This window comes from Gillisella taibaishanensis (assembly GCF_001938985.1).
Classification (GTDB): domain Bacteria; phylum Pseudomonadota; class Alphaproteobacteria; order Rhizobiales; family Rhizobiaceae; genus Allorhizobium; species Allorhizobium taibaishanense.
Map to the genome: position 1 here is coordinate 54,250 of NZ_MKIN01000028.1, position 20,388 is coordinate 74,637.

A 20,388-nucleotide genomic window follows, 5' to 3' on the forward strand; every position below is an offset into this window, starting at 1 on the left:
GCATCACCCGTTTAGGAGCAAAAGCGCGGCAATGCCCGTTCCTTCCGTTCGCTACATCGAAGTCTGACGGCACCCGTTCGATAGCAGCGCGCGCGACTCCGGCCTTCTGAAGCGCTTTGGTATTCACCTCGCTCATTGAACGTTTTTGCTGGCAATAGATTTACGTGTCGGGCGGAAGTCGGCATGGACCTAACGGATTTTGGCATGCAGCGCGTTCGCGAATATCCAGTGGGCGATCAAAAGGCACTTTTGGTGATCTATGGTTGGAAGCTGGATAGGCCGGAGGGCAACCTTAATGAGTCTGCTAGCGGGATCCCGAATGCCCCGGAGCCTGCTCTCACGGTTATCGTTCCGAACCTCTTTGATCGACAATCCGACAAAGCTGAGCAAAGTAGACTGGGCGCGACACCGTGACGGCGAGCGGTCGAATATACCGTCTCGCCTGGTTCGAAACTCTGCTCAATGATCGTCAGCTTTTTCGGTGCCTCAGGCGCGCAGCTCACGCCGCTGGCTTCGTCCTGGCGCGGCAGCCTGGTGACCGTCAGCCCCTTTGCGCGTAGGATTTCAAAGACATCTTTCCACCCCGAGCCATCAGTCGTCCCGCCGTGCACGAGCACGACGTTGCCTGCCGGGGCTGTGGCAGATGCGACAAGCTTGTTGGGTGCTTGAGCGCTAGCGGGCCCCCTCGGCGTAGGCAAGGTCCGCAACTGACAGTGCCAGTAGGGCGGCAGCCAAAGTTCTCATCATGGAAATTCTGATACCTTCCAAACATTTAGGAGTACGCCGAGCGTCGCCTCACCGCTCCTGGGAATCCCGCTCGGGGTCAAACCGCCGCGACCCCGCCATCGACGAATAGCTCATGGCCGGCGACGTAACTGCTTTCACTTGACGTCAGGAACAGCACGGCATTCGCGACCTCTTCAAGGTGTGCCAGGCGTCCAAGTGGAACGCCTTTGACCACTTGTTCCTCAGCCCCCGGTGCCGCATCGAAGTAGCCACGCATCAGCCGGGTCTCTGTGGCGCCGGGAGAGACGACGTTGACGCGAATGCCGCGTTCTTTCAGATCGATAGTCCAGCTTCGTGCGAGGGAGCGGACCGCTGCCTTACTGGCGTTGTAGAGGGACTGTCCGGGATAGGCCTTTGATCCTGCGATCGAGCCGTTGAGGACGACCACGCCCCCGTGCGTCATCAGCGGCAGTGCCTTCTGCACCGTGAAAAGCAGACCCTTCACGTTGAGACCGAAGGTCGAATCGAAATGCGCTTCCTCGATCGCCTCAAGCGCAACGGGCTGGTGCATACCCGCATTGGCAAAGACGACATCGACCCTTCCGTGGTCACGCTCGACGCTCTTGTAGAGCGATGTGAGGTCAGCGAGGTTCGTGACATCACCTTGCACGCCGATTGCACCATGACCGATCTGGTCGACCGCCAGATCGAGCAAGTCCTGCCGCCGTGCGGTGATGTAAACCCGGGCGCCTTCTTCCGCGAAGCGCTGCGCGGATGCGAGCCCGATGCCGTCACTCCCGCCGGTGATCACTACAACCTTGTCTTCGAACCGGTTTGCCATCATATAATCCTTCGCATAAATGGAGAATGTCTCCAAATTCAATATGGAGAAACTCTCCACTTAGCAAGCCATGGAGTAAAAATGTCTGAAGTTGGTCTACGCGCCGACGCGGAACGAAACCGCCAACGCATTCTCGTGGCGGCGGAGGAGCTGTTTCTGGAACGGGGGGCTACTGTCTCTCTGGACGAAGTAGCCAAGCGCGCCAAGGTTGGGGCGGGCACGCTTTACCGCCGGTTTCCGACGCGAGAGGCGCTCCTGGCGGCTGCGAGCGACGAACGCTTCACGTCGGTTGCCGAGGCGAGCCGCGCACGCGATGCGGATTATAAGCCCGGGGAGGCGCTATGCCAATTTCTGGAGGAGCTCGCGCTGAACACGAGTGTCTACCAAAGCCTTGCCGCTTCGCTGGGGACTGTCATCCAACACGGAACGCCTGGCTGTAACGCGATTACCGAGGAGGGGCATAGACTGCTCCAGCGCGCCAAGGAAGCCGGGGTCGTGCGTAAAGACATAAGATTTGACGACATTGTCTGTGTTGTGAGTGCAATCGCCATCGCGGTTGAAAAGGACAGCGAGCCAGCGCCGCGTGTTGCCCATCTGGTGGATGTGCTCTTTAATGGTATGCGGGTGCTTTGAGATATCCAATGACACTTGAAATCCGATTTTGCGGGTTTCGCACGCGGGCCCGGTTCTGTAGATCGACCCGGCACTAGAGTTCGCGCCAGCGTTGTCACCCCGTTACCTGATTGTCTCCAGGACGCTTGAGGCTTTGCGCAACCGCGGATTGGAACCACTCATCATCTTACCCTAGAGGCGGACCGTCAGGTATTCACCCATCTCAGAGAACTTTAGGTTGGTTTCGCAATGTCTGCTTCGGGCCGAATTCGGACGACGGCAGTCGAACCTTCAACGTCTGCTCTCGCTTCTCGGCATCGCTACTTGGGACTTGTCAGCTCCGGTCCCCTTCCGGACACTTCATATAGACCAAATGCTTGATCTGCTTCGTTTATCTGCCGGCTTGCACCCGATGTTACGGCGGGTCGTGGGTTCACATCCCTTCAAAATCTACAACACGACCTGGTTCGACATGTGGCGCATCAAAGATGGGAAGGCGGCAAAGCACTGGGACCCCGCGTTGCTCAACGAGGCGCCCGACTTGCGCTGATTGTACGGGAGACGAGAATGGCGCCTGTTGACGTCGCTCTTGCCCGCCGGCTGCGGGCAAGAGGGTGACGCCTTGGTGTGTCGAACCACATGTTCCGCCTAATTGCTGACCATTCCACTCCATCGCAGGAATCGCTGCCCGGCTGTGGATCGCAGGTCCCCATAGACGACCGGCATCTGTCGAGAGGCGCGCATCTATTTCTTGCGCTGTTCGACAGTCTGCATCAAGGCAACTTCCTGCTCTAACCCCGCCTGCCGGTTCTCAAGGCTTGCCATACGCTGAACCTCACATCCGCTTCGCTGTGCGCGATCATGGTGTTAATCGCATTTCCGCCGCCTCCGCCAACGCCGATAACGGCAATCTCGGCGCCCAGGAACTCACTCCACGCGATGGCGTTGGTTTTGGCGTCATGCCTTCAGGCGCCCCAGCGCCGGAATATTGCACTAGCATTCACACCGCCGAACCCGAAGCCATTGCTGATTGCGAATTCCATGGGGTGTGGTCTTGCTTTGTTGGCGACGAAATCGATGCCATTACCGGCGGGATCGGGAGAATTTAGGTTCAGCGTCGGGGGCGCCACCTGATCTCGTAGAGCGAGGATGGTGAAGACCGCTTCGAGGCCTCCGGCTGCTCCGAGAAGGTGACCGGTTGCGGATTTAGTGCCGCTGACGGCTATGCCGCCTTGCGTTCCAAACAGCGACTTGATCGCTTCAATTTCTCCACGATCACCAAGCTGTGTCGATGTCGCATGGGCATTCAGATGCTGAATGTCAGACGGCACAATTCCTGCCTGTCGGATGGCAATCTGCATCGCTCTGGCGGCCCCCGATCCGTCTTCCGGGCCGGACGTGACATGATGGGCATCTGCCGTGGTGCCATAGCCGACCAGCTCCGCTAACGGTGTCGCGCCACGCGCCAGCGCATGGCTAAGTGCTTCGATGACGAGAATGCCGGCGCCTTCGCCCATCACGAAGCCGTCTCGCATCATGTCGAAGGGGCGAGAGGCAGCGGCCGGCTTGTCGGCGTAACCGGTGGACAATGCCCGAGCTGCCGCGAACCCGCCAAGGCTCACGATGTTCATGCAGGCTTCCGTTCCACCGCAAACGGCAATATCGACTTCGTTCGCTCCGATCATGCGGGCCGCGTCACCGATGGCCTGAACCCCCGCCGCGCAGGCGGTTACCGGCGCGCCAAGCGGGCCCTTCAGCCCGTGGCGGATAGACACCTGGCCCGCTGCAAGGTTGACGAGGAAGGACGGAATGGTGAATGGAGACAGGCGCCGGGGGCCTTTATCATCAACGGTCCGGACGGCCTCGGTGATCGCCGGGAAACCACCGATCCCCGAGGCGATGATTGTTGCCGTTCTCTGGCGGTCCGCTTCTGAGGCGGGTCTCCATCCGGCCTGTGCGAGGGCCTCGTCTGCTGCCGCGAGTGCGAACAGAATGAAGCGATCCACCTTGCGCTGATCCTTGAGGGACAGGATGCGGTCTGCATCGAAACCAGCCTCTGGATCCTCTTGGATCGTCGGGACGACACCGCCAACCTTTGACGGCAGATCACCGACCATGTCGTGGGGCAGACGACGAAGGCCGGATTGACCGGCGAGAAGGCGGCTCCAGGAACTCTCAACGCTGGCGCCGAGCGGACTGACGGCACCCATTCCCGTGACAACAATACGACGCATGACAACTCCATCGCCGGGATTCGCGGTCGCGCGGATGCCGGACGTTCAAAGCGTAAAAAAGGAAAGCAGGAGGCCGCTACGCGACAGTCTCTGCGGATGCCAGGCTTCTGGCTTCCGTAGCCGCCGCTTCCAAGAGACTGGTGGCAAGTGTCTCATCCGTTGCGATACGCGACAGTGTCACAGCCCCAACCATGAGGGCGAGCATGATCTGCGCTTTTTGCACCTTGATCTCTCTGCTGTCCGAGGCCGGCAGAAGATCCTCCAGGATCTGCAGGTGAGCCTTGATCCCGTCCTCAAACGGTTTACGCACATCCTCGCTTTGGCGTGCGGCATCGGAGCCGAGCGACACCAGGGGGCAGCCATCGCCCGTGTCGCCGCGATGGCCGGTCGAGAGATAGAGGTCAATAACACCCTGCATCGGGTCAGTGCTCGATGCCGCGGCAGAGGACCATCGGCGCGTCGCGCTCTCCATCGCTCGCTGCGACGCCAGTGCTGCAAGATCATCTTTCGACTTGAACTGCTTATAGAAGCCGCCTTGTGTGAGGCCTGCTCCTTTCATCAAGTCCTTAAGTCCGATCCCATCGAATCCATGCTCGCGAAAGAGCCGGCTCGCGACGTTGATGACTGTCTCCCGATTAGCTTCGGCTTGGGCTCGGCTCACTCTCATGACGGTCTCCATTTAGATTTTAATTGACATCTATAATATTTTTAGAGTTAAAGTGCAATCTATAAATTGGGGTGCTCCCGTCAAGAAGGTTGGTGTCATGAAACGAAAATTCCCGCTTGCAACGGTCACGCTGGCGGCCCTTGCCGGCGTTGCGGCTGTCATTGTTCTCCTCCAGCCAGCAACTCATGAAGTCGATGCTGCCGACCCTCGGACCTTCCCGCCGCTCGTCAGCCTGGCAATTGTCAAAACTCCCGAAGCAGCCAACAGAACGTTCACCGGGACTGTGGCGGCCAAGGTGCAGAGCGATCTTGGATTCCGGGTGCCCGGCAAAATCGTTGAACGACTCGTCAGTGTGGGCGAGCAGGTGAAGGCCGGTCAGCCTTTGCTGCGCATCGACAGCAACGACCTCAGCCTGTCCCTCACAGCCAAACGCAACACTGTCATTGCCGCGCACGCAACGTTTGTTCAGGTGCAAGCGGATGAGAAGCGTTTCGCCGCTCTGGTCAAATCCAATGCGGCCTCCACCCAGCAGTACGAAAGAGCGAAGGCAGCCCTCGATACTGCGGCGGCGCAACTGTCTGCAGCCAAGGCCGATGCGACAGTCGCTGAAAACGAAGTGACCTATGCCGTGCTACTGGCCGATGCCGATGGCACGATCGTCGAGACTCTCGCAGAACCCGGTCAGGTGGTCTCCGCGGGACAGCCGGTCATACGGCTTGCGAAGGCCGATCCGCGTGAGGCATTGGTCTGGATGCCCGAGACCATGAGACCTGCCATTGGTACGGTCGCGCGCGCCAAGATCTATGGCCAAACCGGACAGGAAACGGCGGTCTTGCGGCAGATTTCTGATGCCGCTGATCAGCAGACACGCACTTATGAGACGCGCTGGGTCCTGCAAGGGGCCGCCGCGGCCGCACCTTTGGGTGCTACGGTGACGATCGGCGTCGAAAACAGCACCCATTCACACTATGCCGAGGTGCCGCTCGGCGCCGTACTTGACGATGGGATCCGAACGGGTATCTGGGTCTTTAATGACAAGACCTCCACGGTTCATTTCCGCCCGATCGCGGTTGAACGGATCGGTGATGAGACGGCCTTTATCACTGATGTCAGATCCGGTGAAAGGGTCGTAGCTCTCGGAGCCCATCTGCTTCAGGACGGCGCTAGCGTGCGTACCGAAGTCGAAAAGGCGGAGGCCGCAAACTGATGAGCTTCAATCTTTCTGCGTTCGCTGTGCGGGAGCGCGCCATCACCCTGTTCTTCATCGTCCTGCTGGCGGCAGCGGGCGCATACGCATTTATCAAATTGGGGCGCGCTGAAGACCCTTCGTTCACGATCAAGACCCTTACCGTCACCACGGTTTGGCCCGGAGCCACTGCCCGCCAGATGCAGGATCTCGTGGCGGAACCGCTGGAGAAACGTATCCAGGAACTGACTTGGTATGATCGTGTGGAGACCACTACTCGTCCGGGCTTTGCGTACATGACCGTGACACTGAAGGACAATACGCCACCTTCGGTGGTTGAAGACGAATTCTATCAGGCACGCAAGAAGCTCGGCGATGAGGCGCGTAATCTGCCTCAGGGCGTGCTTGGCCCGTTCGTCAATGACGAATATTCCGACGTCAGTTTCGCTCTTTATGCTCTCAAGGCACAGGGCATGCCGAAGCGTGAGCTTGTTCGCCAGGCCGAGACGATCCGTCAGGATCTGCTGCATGTGCCCGGCGTCAAGAAGATTAACATCCTTGGCGAACAGCCGGAACAGATCTTTGTTGAGTTCTCTTATCCGAAGCTCGCAACGCTTGGCATTTCACCGCAGGATGTCACGTCTGCGCTGCAGCGCCGCAACACCGTAACCCCGGCTGGCACGATCGATACGCGGGGACCGCAAGTCTTCATGCGCTTCGATGGCGCCTATGACAGCGTCCAGGCCGTGGCGGATACGCCGATCGTTGCAGGGGGACGCACCCTCAAGCTATCTGATTTCGCCGAAGTCCGGCGCGGCTATCAGGATCCGGAAACCTTTGTCATCCGGCACAACGGCGAGCCTTCAATCATGCTGGGCGTCGTCATGCAGCAGGGCTGGAACGGCCTTGAACTGGGCAAGGCGCTGGAAGACCGGTCCTCGAAGATCGCCCAGTTGCTGCCGCTCGGCATCACGCTTGCCAAAGTCAGCGACCAGGCCGTCAACATTCAGGAAGCCGTCGGCGAATTCATGCTGAAATTCGCCATGGCACTCGGTGTGGTGCTGTTCGTCAGCCTGGTCAGCCTCGGCTGGCGCGTCGGGATTGTTGTGGCGCTCGCCGTTCCGCTCACACTCGGTGTGGTGTTTATCATCATGCTGGATACGGGCAGGTTCTTTGACCGCATCACGCTTGGCGCACTGATCCTGGCGCTTGGATTGCTCGTCGATGATGCCATTATCGCGATCGAGGTGATGGTCGTTAAAATGGAAGAGGGCATGGACCGCATCAAGGCGGCCGCCTATGCTTGGAGCCATACAGCCGCTCCTATGCTGTCGGGCACGCTGGTCACCATCATCGGTTTGATGCCGGTTGGCTTTGCGCGGTCGGCGGCCGGTGAATATGCCGGCAACATCTTCTGGATCGTCGGCTTTGCCTTGATCGTCTCCTGGCTCGTGGCCGTGATCTTCACGCCTTATCTCGGCGTCAAGATGCTGCCGAATATCAAGCCGATCGAAGGCGGACACCACGCCATCTACAACACCCCGAATTACCGCCGGCTGCGTGGCGCAATCGAATTTGCCGTCCGCCACAAATTCCTCACCTGCGGCACTGTTGTCGTGATGATGGGCGTGTCCATCCTCGGCATGGGGGCCGTCAAACAACAGTTCTTCCCGACATCGGACCGCCCGGAGGTGCTCGTTGAGGTCCGCCTGCCGGAGGGAGCGAGCATCAAGACGACGACTGCCACCGTTGCGAAGTTAGAGAGCTGGCTGCAGAAGCAGCCGGAGACGAAGATCGTCACCAGCTACGTAGGGCAGGGCGCTCCGCGCTTCTTCTTCGCGATGTCTCCGGAACTGCCCGACCCGGCCTTCGCTAAAATTGTCGTGCTCACCCCCAACGCGGAAGCCCGCGAAGTGCTGAAAGAGCGCCTGCGCAACGCAGTCTCAGGCGGACTTGCTCCGGAAGCCTTCGTGCGGGTGACGCAGCTCGTCTTTGGACCGTTCACACCGTTCCCAGTGGAGTTCCGGATCATGGGACCGGATCCGGACAAGCTCTACCAGATCTCGGAACAGGCAATCTCCCTGATGCAGAGCGTTCCGGATGTGCGCAACGCCAACCGTGACTGGGGCAATCGTACGCCGGTTCTGCGCTTTATTCCGGATCAGGAGCGCCTTAACCTGATCGGTCTGTCGCCTGCCGAGGCGGGCCAGCAACTCCAGCTCCTGCTGACGGGTGTTCCGATCACGCAGGTTCGCGAAGACATCCGCAATGTTGCCGTCGTTGCGCGAAGCGGCGGCGACACACGGCTTGATCCGTCGAAGCTGTCGAACTTCTCTCTCATAGGCCGGGAAGGTCGCGCGGTTCCGCTGGACCAGATCGGTCACGCCGAGGTGCGCTTCGAAGAGCCAGTGATGAAACGGCGTGACCGCATGCCGGTCATCACGGTCCGCTCCGACATCAACGAAGCAACGCAGCCGCCGGAAGTCTCGCAGCATGTCATGCAGGCTCTTCAGCCGCTCATCGCGTCGCTGCCGGTCGGATACCGCATTGAAATGGGGGGCAATATCGAGGAGTCCGTGAAGGCGAATACCGCCCTCGTTCAGGTCTTTCCCGTGATGATCGCTGCTATGCTGATCGTCATCATTCTGCAGGTTCGCAGCCTGTCGACGATGACGATGGTGATGCTGACGGGGCCACTGGGACTGGCTGGCGTCGTTCCCATCCTTCTCATCTTCAATCAGCCTTTCGGCTTCAATGCCATTCTGGGATTGATCGGACTGGCGGGCATCCTGATGCGCAACACCCTGATCCTCACCGAGCAGATCAAGGAGAACAAGGCGGCTGGGCTGGACGACTATCATGCGGTCATCGAGGCAACCGTGCAGCGAACGAGGCCTGTCATACTGACGGCCCTTGCCGCCGTGCTGGCCTTCATCCCGCTGACACATTCCGTCTTCTGGGGCTCCATGGCTTACACACTGATCGGTGGCACGGCGGTCGGTACGGTCTTGATCCTGCTGTTCTTGCCAGCGCTCTATGCGACTTGGTTCAGGATCAAGCCGCCAAAGGCGGGCACGCAGCCTCAGTCCGAAGGAGAGGTGGAGCATCACCCGCTCCGGCTCGCGGCTGAATGAGCAACATTCGACAAGCCTGTGCGCTCTGATGCCGTTGCGGGAAACATGGTCGTGCAAGCCTCAGATCTACGAAACGTTGCTGCGGGGCCAAGGGATTTCTCTCTTCGACCCCGTCTATGAGACGGATCATGAGGTGCACGACGCACTTCTGGATGTGGCGGAAAAACTCTGCTGCCACATCGGCCACTCCTGACCAGGCTCAATCAGCGCGCGCGGGCACCGGTTGTTTCCCGGCGGAACGAGCATGCCCTGTGGATGGCTGCGGCACGCGAAGATTAGCAGGCGCCTCACGCCTACTTCCAGTGCTCGACGACGGGCTTGCGCCCATGATGGGATGAGACGCCGACATGCACCACCTGCCGAACCATGCCTTCACCACAATGGTCAGAGGTGTCGTCACAGTCATGCTGGCATATCTGCATCCCGTTCTCCTGGATGTTCATCAGGTTGATGGGCTGGCTGTTCTCCCAGGCCAACAACCGCAAGAAGCAGCGTCATATAGGTGCCCGCCTGGAAACGCCGAAAGTATTACGGCTGTTTCTCGAAACGATCGAGCCCCTGCAGGCAGCCGACGACACCGATGCAGATCCGATGAAGACCCTGGATCAGCGTGTCGGGTGGCATCGGTTGCTACAGGTCAAACCCGGTCTTGAGGTGAGGTGAAGAGCAATGATGCGTCGCCGTTGGTGACGGCGGCCGAGCACGCGATCGTTCGCAAATATGCCGGTGCGTTTCTCCAGACGTTCACCTTCCACTCACGCCGCCGGCACCACCCATTGCTTGCCGCGATCGCCATACTCGCGCATTTGCGTGACCGGCTAAATTCCAGAGATATATGGCCGAGGCTTTGATTCTCGATCACTAGGACGATCTCTTGCACTTGGCAGCGTCGATCACGATGCGCACCGTCTCTCCCTCGACGATCCTCAAAAGGTTGTCGGCCTCATAAAAATCCAGCGACTTGGCCAGAGCGCTCCGAGAAATCGGCCGTGTCGAGCGAACCCTGTTCATGATCGAGTGGTACTCGAGCGATGGCAATCCCCACACTGGAGGAGGTCGCCTTGGAGATATTGGCAAGATCAGAATAGGTCAGGTGATCGGCGGACAGACTGTTCTTGTCCTTGTCCGCCGTGGCGGTGATGACCCCGGCCTTCAGCTCGACGCCGTTGCCCACCGCGGCGTGGTAGCCGCCGGCGCCGGCATTGATGCCGCTCTGCTCGGTGACATTACCATAGTCACCCTTGACCGTGCCCTTGTTGAGGCGGCGGCAAATGAGTTCGTGCCGATTTGTCGAGTTATGAGATTTCTATAACTTGATACGAATTATTATCGAATACTTATATAACAAGGGTATTTTAACTACTTAAGCTTAAACATGTCTTTATATTCCATCAACACTTCAATGGTTGCGTCAAATTCTTCGGCATATTTATTTTCCGATAATTTATAATCATTTAACATTTCGATTATCTCTTGCAATTTATAAATAGATCTGCGTATTCCATAGAAGGTTTCGAATAGATTTTTTATAAATAGATTTTCTTCTAAATTAGAATTATTAAAAAAATAAATAATTATGTCAGCACAAAATTCAATATCTTGACTATAATATATAGCAGATAGCGCCGAATTTATTTTCTCTTTAAAGCTGTATTCAGGGTATGAAATTATTTGCTTTATTTCTGTATCTGTCTTCGGCTCTGGCGCTTCATATTTCATTTTATTGTGCGTCCTTTTGACATAAACAAGCCTGCTTTAATAAGAGCATTCTTTTCGGCTTGCCGTAAAGAACCCCAGGAGGCTGGGACATATCGATAATAATCGTCGTCGAAATTGTACTTTAAATACAATAATTTCGTTGGTCGACGAGTCGTGGTTCTCGCGCGGTTCGAGTTTGCAATCAGGCCACCCAGTTCAGGCTCACCGACAGCAGACGCTGCAACGGCGGGCGAGAACCACTCAAGCCGTCGCTGTTTGCATTCTGGGAATTCAGCTTTCATCGTCTGCACGTCGATGATGTGCACCTGAACCATGGCTGGCTCGAGCTCACCGTCGTCGAGCTTCTTGACATAGGTATAGTGTCCCCAAGCCTTCTTCTGGATGCGGCCACGGACGCCGGCCTCTTCCCAAGCTTCCTTGCTCGCGACTTCGTGTGGCTTTTTCTTCCGCATTGGCCATCCCTTCGGAATAACCCAACGGCCACTATTTCTGCCGGTGATCAGCAGCACCTCGATCGATCCATCGTTGTGGTCAGTGTGACGATAGCAGATGGCAGCATAGTGGGATCGGACATCTCCCTGTAACGGTTTGTCCGCCACGCTTGCTATCTGCGAAAGGCCACTGCGTTTTGCTGGTTCACCTTGGCATTGCTGGCCTTGAGGATCTAGCGCCTCAGTACGCCAACGGCTGATGGCGGATGTTCGGTTTTTGCAGTCCCGTCACTGTCGGATCCTGATCCCCAGTTTCGACTTTGACTTCTATGGTGCCGCAACGACCGACTAAGCCGCCTGGGACACAGACTCCAGCAGCGGGCGAAGCCGAGAGACGAATTCGTCGGTTCCACATGCGAAGCGTAGCTTTTGAAGGAGTTCGGTCCTGTCCCAATCAATCGTGTGGGCGACGCCGAGATTGGCCAGAATGGGCAACGCCGCCATGACATCCCAGGTGGAGTCACCAAGCGACACGTAACCATCGGTCTCTCCGAGCGCCACTTCAATAAACGAAGCGGTTGCCGACCCGCAAATGCGGAAACTGATCTGCAGTTCGTCCGACATGAACCGCATCAGTTCCAACCGGTCTTTGGTGGCGACAGTAGGGTGGATCCCGAAACTCATGGCCGCTTGCGACATGTCGAGCGGTTTGAGCGGTGCCATCGGCTTTCCGTTGAGTCTGGTTGGCACCGAATTTCCCCCCACGAGCATCAGATCGCGGGCAGGGGCGAAGATGACACCAAAGGTTGGTCGCCGGTTTTCGTACAGGCCGATCGAAATCGCCCAGTTCTGGCCACCGCGTACGAAATTGAATGTGCCGTCGATCGGGTCAATGACCCAGATACGCCCTGACTTGCCAACAATTTCGCCGCCCTCTTCACCAAATATACCGTCCTCAGGAAAGGCCTCGCGGAGCTGGGCGATCAGAAAGTCCTCGACTTCCCAATCGGCTTTAGTCACGAGGTCAAGGTGCCCCTTCTTCTCGACCGGAAGGTCGGCTAGCGACCGGAAGTGCACGAGAGCCAGTTCTCCGGCCTTGCGTGCAATATCTTCGACTATCACTGCCATCGCGTTTTGCGACTGCACATTAGCCATTGGCTTCTGCCTTGAGCCTCGCGACCTGAGAGACGTCGTTGCTGATCAACTGGTCGAGTTGGCCATCCCGGATCCAACCAATCACATCGGCTTCAATATCGACGCCATAGTTCTTCAGGTTTTTCAGCTTGCTCGGCGGCGGGACATGCAAAAAGGTCGCTATCCCGCCCTCATGCAACTGTTTTGCTTCACCGCTCGGAAAGTGATGGATCTCCAGATTGATCGCATCAACGTTTGCCTCGATCGCAATGGCGGCGGGGTCAATGAGGCGTGAGTGCGAGAGGCCCACGGTCGGCACGTCGGGGATCGCTTTTTTCAGGGCACGCAGTTGTACGAAGTCGAACGACGAGAACTGCAACAGATCAGCGCAGCCAAGCTCGTCGATGAGCGCCCGCAACTTTGGGAAGAACACCTCGTCCTGACCGTAAGTCTTCAATTCAAGCTGATAGATGATGCCGTGTTCACGCGCGAATTGCAGAGCGTCCCTCAGACGGGGAACCCGCTCCTCTGCAAACTCTTCACCAAACCAACGGCCGGCACTGAGGTTGGCAATCTCGGAATAGCTCATGTTCCGGATCAGGCCATGACCATTGGTTGTGCGATCGACTGTTTCATCATGGATGAGCACGAGTTCGCCGTCGCTGGTAACCCGCAGGTCTGTCTCGCAGGTCACGCCAAGCCCTGCAAATTCCCGCGCCGCTCGGAACGCGGCATAGGTGTTTTCCGGTGCGCCTTCGCTGTGGCCGCGATGGCCTGCAAGACGCATGGTCTGTGGCGTCATTCTCAGCGGGTTCATTTTGCTTCCCTTCGTTTAACGGAGCCGCGCGTCGAGGCGATCGCGGAGATAGTCGCCGAGGAGGCTGATAGACAGGGTTGTCAGCACAATCACCGCCCCTGGAAATGCAGCCAGCCACCAGGCGATTGCGAGATAATTGCGCCCGTCGGCGACCATCAGGCCGAGGCTCGTCGTCGGCGGCTGAATGCCCAGACCAAGGAAACTCAAACCGCTTTCAAGCAAGATGATTTCTGGAAAATTGACAGTGAACTGGACGATCAGCGGACCGGCGATGTTCGGCAACATGTGCCGCAGGTAGATGCGCATCGGTGGGACGCCAACAATACGAGCCGCCTCCGCATATCCTTCTTCCTTGGCGCTGAGAACCAACCCTCTCGTCAGTCGTGCGTACCGCTCCCAGTTGGCAAATCCGACCAGGAACACAAAAAGAAGCGGACTCGAGCCGGAGATTGCAAGAACGCCAAGTGCGACGATGATGAAGGGGATGGAGGCCATCGCATCGGAAAAGCCCATGATCGCATTATCGACCCAACCGCCGAAATGAGCTGCGACAAGCCCCAGACTGGTTCCTATCAGAGCGCAGATCAGTGAGCCGACAATCGCGATCATCAGGGTCGTCTGGTTTGCAACCAATAAATTGCTTACCACATCGCGGCCGAGATAGTCCGTTCCCAGCATATGCGCGGCGGACATGAAGGGCTTAGCAAATCGCGCAAGCGGATCCTGGTGCAAATAATCGTATGGGGCCGCCCATCTCGCGGAAACTCCCACGATGATGACGATTGCGATCCATGTGCAGCAAAGACCAATACTGATCGGCATGCGATGAAACGGTGCCCATAGGGCACTTCTGAACGAGCGGGAAGCTGTCACGGTTGTCATGTCAGTGCTTCCTGATTTTGGGATTGAGAACGGCATAGAGCACGTCGACGGTCAGATTGACCGTCACCATGAATGCAGTGAACAAGAAGATCATCGCCTGAACTACGGAGAGGTCGCCGCTGCTGGTTGCTGTCACGAAGCCGCTCCCAAGCCCTGGCCATGCAAAAACAGGCTCGATGAGGACTGCACCGCCCAGCAGGCCGCCGGCGGTGAAGCCAAGTGTCGTCACCATAGGAATTGCAGCGTTAGGCAAGGCGTGTCGAAGGATGATCTCCCACTGCGGTATGCCATCAGCGCGCGCTGCGGCGATGTAGGGTTGGCCGAGTACATCGATCAACGTGGAGCGCATGAAACGCGCAATCGCAGCAGCGTTGAACAAAGCAAAGGTCGTAACGGGCAGGATCATGTGGTTCCATGTGCTGCTTCCTGAGCTTGGAAGAACCCGAAGCCAGACTGCGAAAATGAAGACAAAGACAAGGCCGAGCAGGAAGTTCGGTATGCTGTAGCCGAGCACTGCTCCTGCCATGACTGCCTTGTCGATCGCTGACTCGCGTCGTACCGCTGCAATTACCCCAGCGGGTATGCCGATCATGATGCTGAGGATGAAGGCAGAGACGGTCAACAAAAGCGTTTTTGGAATGCGCTCGCTTACCACTTCAAACACGTCGCGCCCATCGGCATAGGATGTACCGAAGTCGCCGCGGAACGCGTTGCCGACATAAATGAGGTACTGTTCGAAAATCGAGCGGTCGAGGCCCCATTTGGCGCGGAAAGCCGCAAGTGCTTCCGGGCTCGCGGTGTCTGACAGCATTTGCTGCGCCGAGTCACCGCTGATCCGCAACACGACGAAAACCACTGTAACAGTGGCCATCAGCACGATAATCGCCCGGATAAGCCGGGCAAGGATAAATGACCCCATCACGCGATCTCCTTGTCCAGATTGACCGCAGACGGGGCAATATATTGTGGGAATTCCTCGGCGCGATGACACGCCACCTGTTGTCCTCCGACCGGTCTGAGAAGCGGCGCTTCCGTCGAACATCTTTCGACTGCGAAGGGACAGCGGGACCGAAATGCGCAGCCTTGCGAGACCTTGCTGGCATCGAGTTCGCTCTTGATCGGAGGCTCAATGTTGCGGACAGTCGGGTCCATCGTCGGGACCGAAGCCAAAAGTGCGCGCGTATAGGGATGTCTTGGCCATTGATAGACTGACTTGATATCACCTGTTTCGACGACGCGCCCGAGATACATCACGGCGATCCGGTCTACGAGGTGACGAACAATTCGCAGATCGTGCGTGATGAAGACGTAGGCAAGATCGAGCTCGTGCCAGAGTTCGCGCAGCAAAGCCACGACCTGTGCCTGGACCGAAACATCCAAGGCCGATACCGCCTCATCGAAAACGGCCAGCTTTGGATCGAGGATAAGAGCGCGTGCGATCACCACGCGCTGCCGTTGGCCGCCTGACATCTGATGCGGATAACGGCTCATCATTGCAGCAGAGAGGCCAACCCGCTCGAGCATGGCGGCGGCTCGCTCATAGGCTCCAGCACGATTGGTGATGCGATGGACCAGCAACCCTTCCGCCACCTGCTCACCAATGGTCATTTGCGGGTTGAGAGCGGACAAAGGATTCTGCTGGACAAGCGAAGTGCGTATGCGGAACTGTTGCCAGTCGCGGGCGCTTCTGTCCTTGTGGTTGACGCCCTCAAACCAGATATCTCCTGATGTTGGATGTGTCAGACCAAGGAGCAGGCGGCCTAGCGTCGACTTTCCGCTTCCTGACTCGCCGACGATTCCAAGCCGTTCGCGAGGCGCCAGCTCGATGTTGATGGACTTGGATGCGAAAAAGCTGCTGGACTTCGAAAACAGGCTGGTCTTCTGGCCGAACGCCTTCGAGAGATCTTGTGTTTTAAGGAAGGGGGTATTCATGCGGCCACCGGATGGTAACAGGCTGTTTCATGGGCAAGGCCGACATTAGAGGACTTGGGAAACAGCGCCGAACACTCGGCGCTTGCGCGCGAACAGCGCGGGTGAAAGTAGCAGCCTTTCGGCAGACTATCGAGGAGTGGAACGGATCCGGGAATTGGAACGGGTGGCTCAAGCTCTTCCGCGTCGATGCTCGGCATACAGCCGATAAGCGCACGCGCGTAGGGGTGGGCGGGACGTGCAAGAAGTTCTGCCACTGGCGCCGTTTCGACGAGCTTGCCGCAATACATGACCGCTGCCTTGTCGGCGAGCCGGGCGATGACGCCGAGATCATGCGAGACGATGATCAGCGCCATGCCAGTCTCGTCTTTGAGCTCTTCGAGCAGATGGAGGATCTGGGCCTGCATTGTCACATCGAGCGCTGTTGTCGGCTCGTCAGCGATCAGAAGCTGCGGTTTCGCGGCCAGTGCGTGAGCAATCATCACACGCTGGTTCATGCCGCCGGAGAACTGGTGCGGGTAGGAACGCAATCGGCTATTAGCGCGATCTATACCTACACGCTCAAGGAGCCGCATGGCTTCCATCCGGGCATCTTTGCCTCTCAACCCCTGGTGCCGATAAAGAGCGGATTCGAGATAATAGCCGATGGTATGAACCGGATTGAGGCTGCTGGTCGGGTCTTGGAAGATCATCGCGATGGTCGGTTTTCCGGATTTACCGGACACTGCGCTACCTTCGCCGAACTCGATCGATCCGCCAGTCTTTGCAATGCCGCGCGGCAGCATGTTTGCGACCGCATAACAGGTCATGCTTTTGCCGCAGCCTGACTCTCCGACGAGGCCGAGCGTCTGGCCTGCTTCAAGCGAGAAGCTAACGCCGTCAATGATCTTGATTTTTGTGGCCGGGACCTCAACCACGAGATCGCGGACATTCAATATTGTTGGCATTTCATCCTCCCCCGACTTCGCAGACGACCGGTGCGCACGGATGCGCACCGGTCGTCCGCCCGGTGTTGTTATTTGAAGCTGAGGTTGCCTCTGAACTCCATCGTCTCGAAGGAAACTGGGTTCCACTGGACAGCCTTGCGGGCCGCATAGACATCATAGGGCTGGTAAAGAAGAACAGCCGGAGCTTCGTCTTCGAAGATATCGCGCAGGCGATTGAAGGCTGCCGAACGTTCTTCACCATCCTTCAACTGCGCAACCTTGTCGCAAAGCTCGTTGAACTCTGCCGGTGCCTTCCAGCCCCAACGTTTCTGGATGCCGCGACCAGGGCCAAACTCGGAAACCATCGTCGTCAGACCATCGGTGAGCCACTGGCCATTCGACCAGTTGCGTATAAAGATGTCGGGATCCTTGGGTGTCGTGCCCGGAGCGTAGATCTTCGGCACCACGTTGATACCGACGGCCTTCCACATCTCGATCATCATCATCAGGGCTGGTACGGCATTGGCGTAGTAGTTGCCCATCGTGTGGTAGGTGACGAGGTGCCCTCATAGCCGCTTTCCTTCACCAGCCGCTTGGCCTCTTCGACATTGTACTCCATCGCCCTGCGGTTTGGATCGAAGCTTGCGCCGTAGTGCGGGAAGTTAAAACCGTTCGGGATGGATGCCTTGTTTTTCCACAAGGATTCGACCATCAGGGGACGGTTCACTGCCAGAGCGAAAGCGCGACGGAGCGTCTTGTTCTGGAAGATCGGCTGGTTCATGTTGAAGGTGAACATGTGGACGTTTTCGATCAGCGAGCCGCGCGTTTCGAGATCCGAGTAACCGTCCACTAAGGCCATATCGTCCGGGGTCAGCGTCGTGATGATGTCGTATTCGCCGCTGATGAGGCCGGCGACGCGGGTCGCGGGTTCGGCAACGACCTGATAGGTGATGGTCGAAGCGGCTGGCTTTTCGCCCCAGTAGCCATCGTTGGCTTCAAGTGTGACGTGATCGTTGGCGACGAGTTCCTTGAACTTGTAGGGACCGGTACCGATAGGCTTATTGCCGAAGGCGACCGCGCCAAGGCTCTTGTAATATTCCTTCGGAACGATCGGGCCGAGCCAGGAACCGAGATATTTCTCGATGAGGTATGACGGCGTCTTGGTACGCAGGACGACCGTATACTTGTCCTCGACAACAGGCTCATCCCAGTTGGGCGAGAAGTTGCGGCCATTCGGGACGGTCTTGATCGCCTCGTCGCCCCAGAGTCGCTCGGACGAGAAGGTGAATGCGACGTCCTCGGCAGTCATTTCGATGCCGTTGTGGAATTTGACGCCCTGACGGAGCTTGAAGCGGACCGACTTGTCGTCAATGCGCTCAAAACTTTCGGCGAGCGCTGGGACCAGCTTGATGCCGTTACCCTTGGCACCGTCCGCGAAATAGTCACGGCGGATCAGGCTGTCGAAAATCTGGTTGATAATGCGCGGCCCGGTATTGCTGATGCCATTGATCGGCTCCAGCGAACTCGGGAGCCCGTTGACCCCGATCTTGAGCGCCTTGCGGTCAGCTGCGAAGACGAATTTCATGCTTGTTGTCGATGCGAGCGCAGCAACGCCGGCACCGATAAGGAAACGTCTGCGATCAGTCTTTACCATTGGCGCTCTCCCGGACTTAGAGAATTATATGGGCTGGTTGCTATTTGGCGGGGACATCTAGCTCTGGTTCGCGATCACGAACTTTCTCCGAAGCTTTTCTGGCGCCGCGTCGATGATCGATCTTGTGCCGACATCGGTGATGATCACCCCGACGTCCTCGATCTTTGCCGTGACCGAAAGGCTCGATTTGGTGAACTTCGAATGATCGGCGACGACGATCACCCGGCTCGAGACTTCGATCATGGCTTTTTGAACGCTCGCGTTCATTGGTGTCGACGTGCAGATCGTGCCGCGATCAAGGTCGATCGAGCTCGCATTGAGGATCAGCTTGTCGGCATTGAACTGGCGGATGAAGCTTTCAGCCAGTGGGCCACGATAGGATCGGTTCGTGTCGGTAAATTCGCCGCCGACGGAATAAATGCTGTTTCCTTCCCCGCGGGAGAGCTCGGCGACGATATCAAGGCCGTTGGAAATCAGGGTCAGCCCCTTCCGGCCCGACAGGATCTTCGCGACTTCGAGCGCGGTTGTGCCTGCATCGAGAAATACTGCGTCGCCCTCAGCGATCATGCTTGCCGCCACGGCGGCGATTGCGGCCTTCTCGGCCTGACGGGAGATGGCGCGAGAAGCATAAGTTGTGTCCTGCCCAACCTGGTTGACGCTGACAGCACCACCATGCGTACGGCGAAGGACGCCAGCCTGTTCCAGTTCGTCGAGATCACGTCGCGCGGTCGCAATGGAAATTTGAAGACGTTCCGTGAGCGTGTTGATTGCCAGAAATTGCTCCTCGCGGAGCAGCTCTGCAATCTTCGCCTGGCGTTCTTGAGCAGGTGTATGCACAGAATCTCTCAATCTTTGATGATCTATTTCGATCATTTTATGAGCGATATCTATCGTTATCAAATAACAGATTTACGACAATCACGTCGCTTCGCAGCATTTTGAAGGAGAATTTGAAGATGCTCATTTATATACAAGCGAAATCACGCGCTCGATTAAGATGGTGAGCGATATCGATCACAAAAATCAAGCGGTAAGGCGCTCGTTGGCAGTGCCTGCGTGATCTCCTCATGACGCTACACTGCTGTAATGACTTTTCATTCTAACGCGGGCAGGCTCGATAATTGAATTCGACGGTTGTCATGGTAAGTCTGCTGGGGACGATTGCGCTGCTGCTATTCGGCCTCGCGCTCGTCAAAGATGGAGCATCGCGCGCGCTGGGCGGACGTGGATGAACTGGGTGTCCACGCCGTCGATGGTCGTAATGAATTCCGGCAGTGCGTTCAGTTCCTGCTCGACCTTGCGCCAGTCATAGTGGGTTCCCCAGTACCGAACCAGCTTCTGGACCCGTTCGAGTTGGCTACCTTGTGAGATGTCTCCGACAGTCTCCTTGTCCGGCCAACGTGTGTCGGTGATATGGCGACGCTGCTCGTCGTATACGCACATATGAGGCTAGGTGCTCTCATGTTCCGTTTTCAAGTTGCTCCGCCATCGCGTCT

The 20,388-nt window shown here is 57.5% G+C and carries 20 protein-coding genes and 4 pseudogenes; 6 read left to right on the top strand and 18 right to left on the bottom strand.

Annotated features, from left to right (window positions below; genetic code table 11):
• The first annotated feature begins 183 nt into the window (after nucleotides 1-183).
• On the top strand, nucleotides 184-414 hold the full coding sequence (locus tag BJF91_RS25150) for a hypothetical protein (RefSeq protein ID WP_162843922.1): 231 nt from the start codon (nucleotides 184-186) through the stop codon (nucleotides 412-414).
• Here BJF91_RS25150 and BJF91_RS24905 read toward each other — a convergent pair.
• Both BJF91_RS24905 and BJF91_RS24245 read right to left on the bottom strand, forming a co-directional pair.
• Nucleotides 390-479: pseudogene (locus tag BJF91_RS24905) on the bottom strand (transposase); the annotation flags it as partial. The gene BJF91_RS25150 and the pseudogene BJF91_RS24905 overlap by 25 nt on opposite strands.
• 344 nt (nucleotides 480-823) lie before the next feature.
• Nucleotides 824-1,570 (bottom strand): SDR family NAD(P)-dependent oxidoreductase, encoded by a 747-nt coding sequence (locus BJF91_RS24245; RefSeq protein ID WP_324615732.1) that lies wholly within the window; start codon nucleotides 1,568-1,570, stop codon nucleotides 824-826.
• A 78-nt stretch (nucleotides 1,571-1,648) separates the two neighbouring features.
• On the opposite strand from BJF91_RS24245, the gene BJF91_RS24250 reads away from it, so the two are divergent.
• Complete coding sequence (locus tag BJF91_RS24250; protein WP_075617116.1) at nucleotides 1,649-2,200, top strand: TetR/AcrR family transcriptional regulator; 552 nt, start codon at nucleotides 1,649-1,651, stop codon at nucleotides 2,198-2,200.
• Nucleotides 2,201-3,144: 944 nt separating this feature from the next.
• Here the strand turns inward: BJF91_RS24250 and fabF are convergent.
• Nucleotides 3,145-4,413 (bottom strand): beta-ketoacyl-ACP synthase II, encoded by a 1,269-nt coding sequence (gene fabF / locus BJF91_RS24255; protein ID WP_083943474.1) that lies wholly within the window; start codon nucleotides 4,411-4,413, stop codon nucleotides 3,145-3,147.
• Between the two features lie 76 nt (nucleotides 4,414-4,489).
• Nucleotides 4,490-5,080 (bottom strand): TetR family transcriptional regulator, encoded by a 591-nt coding sequence (locus BJF91_RS24260; RefSeq protein WP_075617118.1) that lies wholly within the window; start codon nucleotides 5,078-5,080, stop codon nucleotides 4,490-4,492.
• 97 nt (nucleotides 5,081-5,177) lie between these two features.
• On the opposite strand from BJF91_RS24260, the gene BJF91_RS24265 reads away from it, so the two are divergent.
• Entirely contained in the window at nucleotides 5,178-6,287 is a 1,110-nt protein-coding gene (locus tag BJF91_RS24265; RefSeq protein ID WP_075617119.1) for an efflux RND transporter periplasmic adaptor subunit, read from the top strand.
• Nucleotides 6,287-9,400 carry an efflux RND transporter permease subunit gene (locus BJF91_RS24270; protein ID WP_075617120.1) on the top strand — a complete coding sequence of 1,038 codons (3,114 nt, stop codon included), beginning with the start codon at nucleotides 6,287-6,289 and terminating at the stop codon, nucleotides 9,398-9,400. The genes BJF91_RS24265 and BJF91_RS24270 overlap by 1 nt, the downstream gene beginning before the upstream one ends.
• 293 nt (nucleotides 9,401-9,693) lie before the next feature.
• Here the strand turns inward: BJF91_RS24270 and BJF91_RS25460 are convergent, their stop codons facing one another.
• Nucleotides 9,694-9,822, bottom strand: coding sequence for a hypothetical protein (locus BJF91_RS25460; protein WP_267890194.1), 129 nt, complete (start codon nucleotides 9,820-9,822; stop codon nucleotides 9,694-9,696).
• Nucleotides 9,823-9,835: 13 nt separating this feature from the next.
• Between BJF91_RS25460 and BJF91_RS25605 the strand changes: the two are divergent.
• Both BJF91_RS25605 and BJF91_RS25610 read left to right on the top strand, forming a co-directional pair.
• A pseudogene (locus tag BJF91_RS25605) lies at nucleotides 9,836-10,239 on the top strand (Tn3 family transposase); the annotation flags it as partial.
• 8 nt (nucleotides 10,240-10,247) lie between these two features.
• Nucleotides 10,248-10,430: pseudogene (locus BJF91_RS25610) on the top strand (Tn3 family transposase); the annotation flags it as partial.
• Here BJF91_RS25610 and BJF91_RS24280 read toward each other — a convergent pair.
• From BJF91_RS24280 to BJF91_RS24335, 13 genes and pseudogenes are all read right to left on the bottom strand, one after another.
• The gene (locus BJF91_RS24280) at nucleotides 10,344-10,574 is read right to left on the bottom strand and encodes a hypothetical protein (protein WP_075617122.1); all 231 of its coding nucleotides are present in this window, start codon (nucleotides 10,572-10,574) and stop codon (nucleotides 10,344-10,346) included. The pseudogene BJF91_RS25610 and the gene BJF91_RS24280 overlap by 87 nt on opposite strands.
• Before the next feature lie 185 nt (nucleotides 10,575-10,759).
• Nucleotides 10,760-11,119: a hypothetical protein gene (locus BJF91_RS24285; RefSeq protein WP_075617123.1), complete on the bottom strand. Its 360-nt coding sequence runs from the start codon at nucleotides 11,117-11,119 to the stop codon at nucleotides 10,760-10,762.
• Complete coding sequence (locus tag BJF91_RS24290) at nucleotides 11,116-11,718, bottom strand: NUDIX hydrolase (protein WP_234801717.1); 603 nt, start codon at nucleotides 11,716-11,718, stop codon at nucleotides 11,116-11,118. The genes BJF91_RS24285 and BJF91_RS24290 overlap by 4 nt, the downstream gene beginning before the upstream one ends.
• A gap of 180 nt (nucleotides 11,719-11,898) precedes the next feature.
• Nucleotides 11,899-12,705 carry an inositol monophosphatase family protein gene (locus BJF91_RS24295; RefSeq protein WP_075617124.1) on the bottom strand — a complete coding sequence of 269 codons (807 nt, stop codon included), beginning with the start codon at nucleotides 12,703-12,705 and terminating at the stop codon, nucleotides 11,899-11,901.
• Entirely contained in the window at nucleotides 12,698-13,501 is an 804-nt protein-coding gene (locus BJF91_RS24300) for a glycerophosphodiester phosphodiesterase (RefSeq protein ID WP_075617125.1), read from the bottom strand. The genes BJF91_RS24295 and BJF91_RS24300 overlap by 8 nt, the downstream gene beginning before the upstream one ends.
• Nucleotides 13,502-13,516: 15 nt before the next feature.
• Nucleotides 13,517-14,383 carry an ABC transporter permease gene (locus tag BJF91_RS24305; RefSeq protein ID WP_075617126.1) on the bottom strand — a complete coding sequence of 289 codons (867 nt, stop codon included), beginning with the start codon at nucleotides 14,381-14,383 and terminating at the stop codon, nucleotides 13,517-13,519.
• Between the two features lies 1 nt (nucleotide 14,384).
• On the bottom strand, nucleotides 14,385-15,302 hold the full coding sequence (locus BJF91_RS24310; protein ID WP_075617127.1) for an ABC transporter permease: 918 nt from the start codon (nucleotides 15,300-15,302) through the stop codon (nucleotides 14,385-14,387).
• Nucleotides 15,302-16,315 carry an oligopeptide/dipeptide ABC transporter ATP-binding protein gene (locus BJF91_RS24315; protein ID WP_075617128.1) on the bottom strand — a complete coding sequence of 338 codons (1,014 nt, stop codon included), beginning with the start codon at nucleotides 16,313-16,315 and terminating at the stop codon, nucleotides 15,302-15,304. Before BJF91_RS24315 ends, BJF91_RS24310 begins: the two co-directional genes overlap by 1 nt.
• Nucleotides 16,312-17,259: an ABC transporter ATP-binding protein gene (locus tag BJF91_RS24320; RefSeq protein WP_075617129.1), complete on the bottom strand. Its 948-nt coding sequence runs from the start codon at nucleotides 17,257-17,259 to the stop codon at nucleotides 16,312-16,314. The genes BJF91_RS24315 and BJF91_RS24320 overlap by 4 nt, the downstream gene beginning before the upstream one ends.
• A gap of 68 nt (nucleotides 17,260-17,327) precedes the next feature.
• Nucleotides 17,328-17,780 carry a periplasmic substrate-binding domain-containing protein gene (locus BJF91_RS25415; protein WP_234801718.1) on the bottom strand — a complete coding sequence of 151 codons (453 nt, stop codon included), beginning with the start codon at nucleotides 17,778-17,780 and terminating at the stop codon, nucleotides 17,328-17,330.
• Nucleotides 17,744-18,892, bottom strand: coding sequence for an ABC transporter substrate-binding protein (locus BJF91_RS24325; RefSeq protein ID WP_234801719.1), 1,149 nt, complete (start codon nucleotides 18,890-18,892; stop codon nucleotides 17,744-17,746). The genes BJF91_RS25415 and BJF91_RS24325 overlap by 37 nt, the downstream gene beginning before the upstream one ends.
• Before the next feature lie 57 nt (nucleotides 18,893-18,949).
• Entirely contained in the window at nucleotides 18,950-19,765 is an 816-nt protein-coding gene (locus BJF91_RS24330) for a DeoR/GlpR family DNA-binding transcription regulator (protein ID WP_075617130.1), read from the bottom strand.
• Nucleotides 19,766-20,110: 345 nt separating this feature from the next.
• Nucleotides 20,111-20,305, bottom strand: a pseudogene (locus BJF91_RS24335) (epoxide hydrolase N-terminal domain-containing protein); the annotation flags it as partial.
• Nucleotides 20,306-20,388 lie beyond the last annotated feature (83 nt).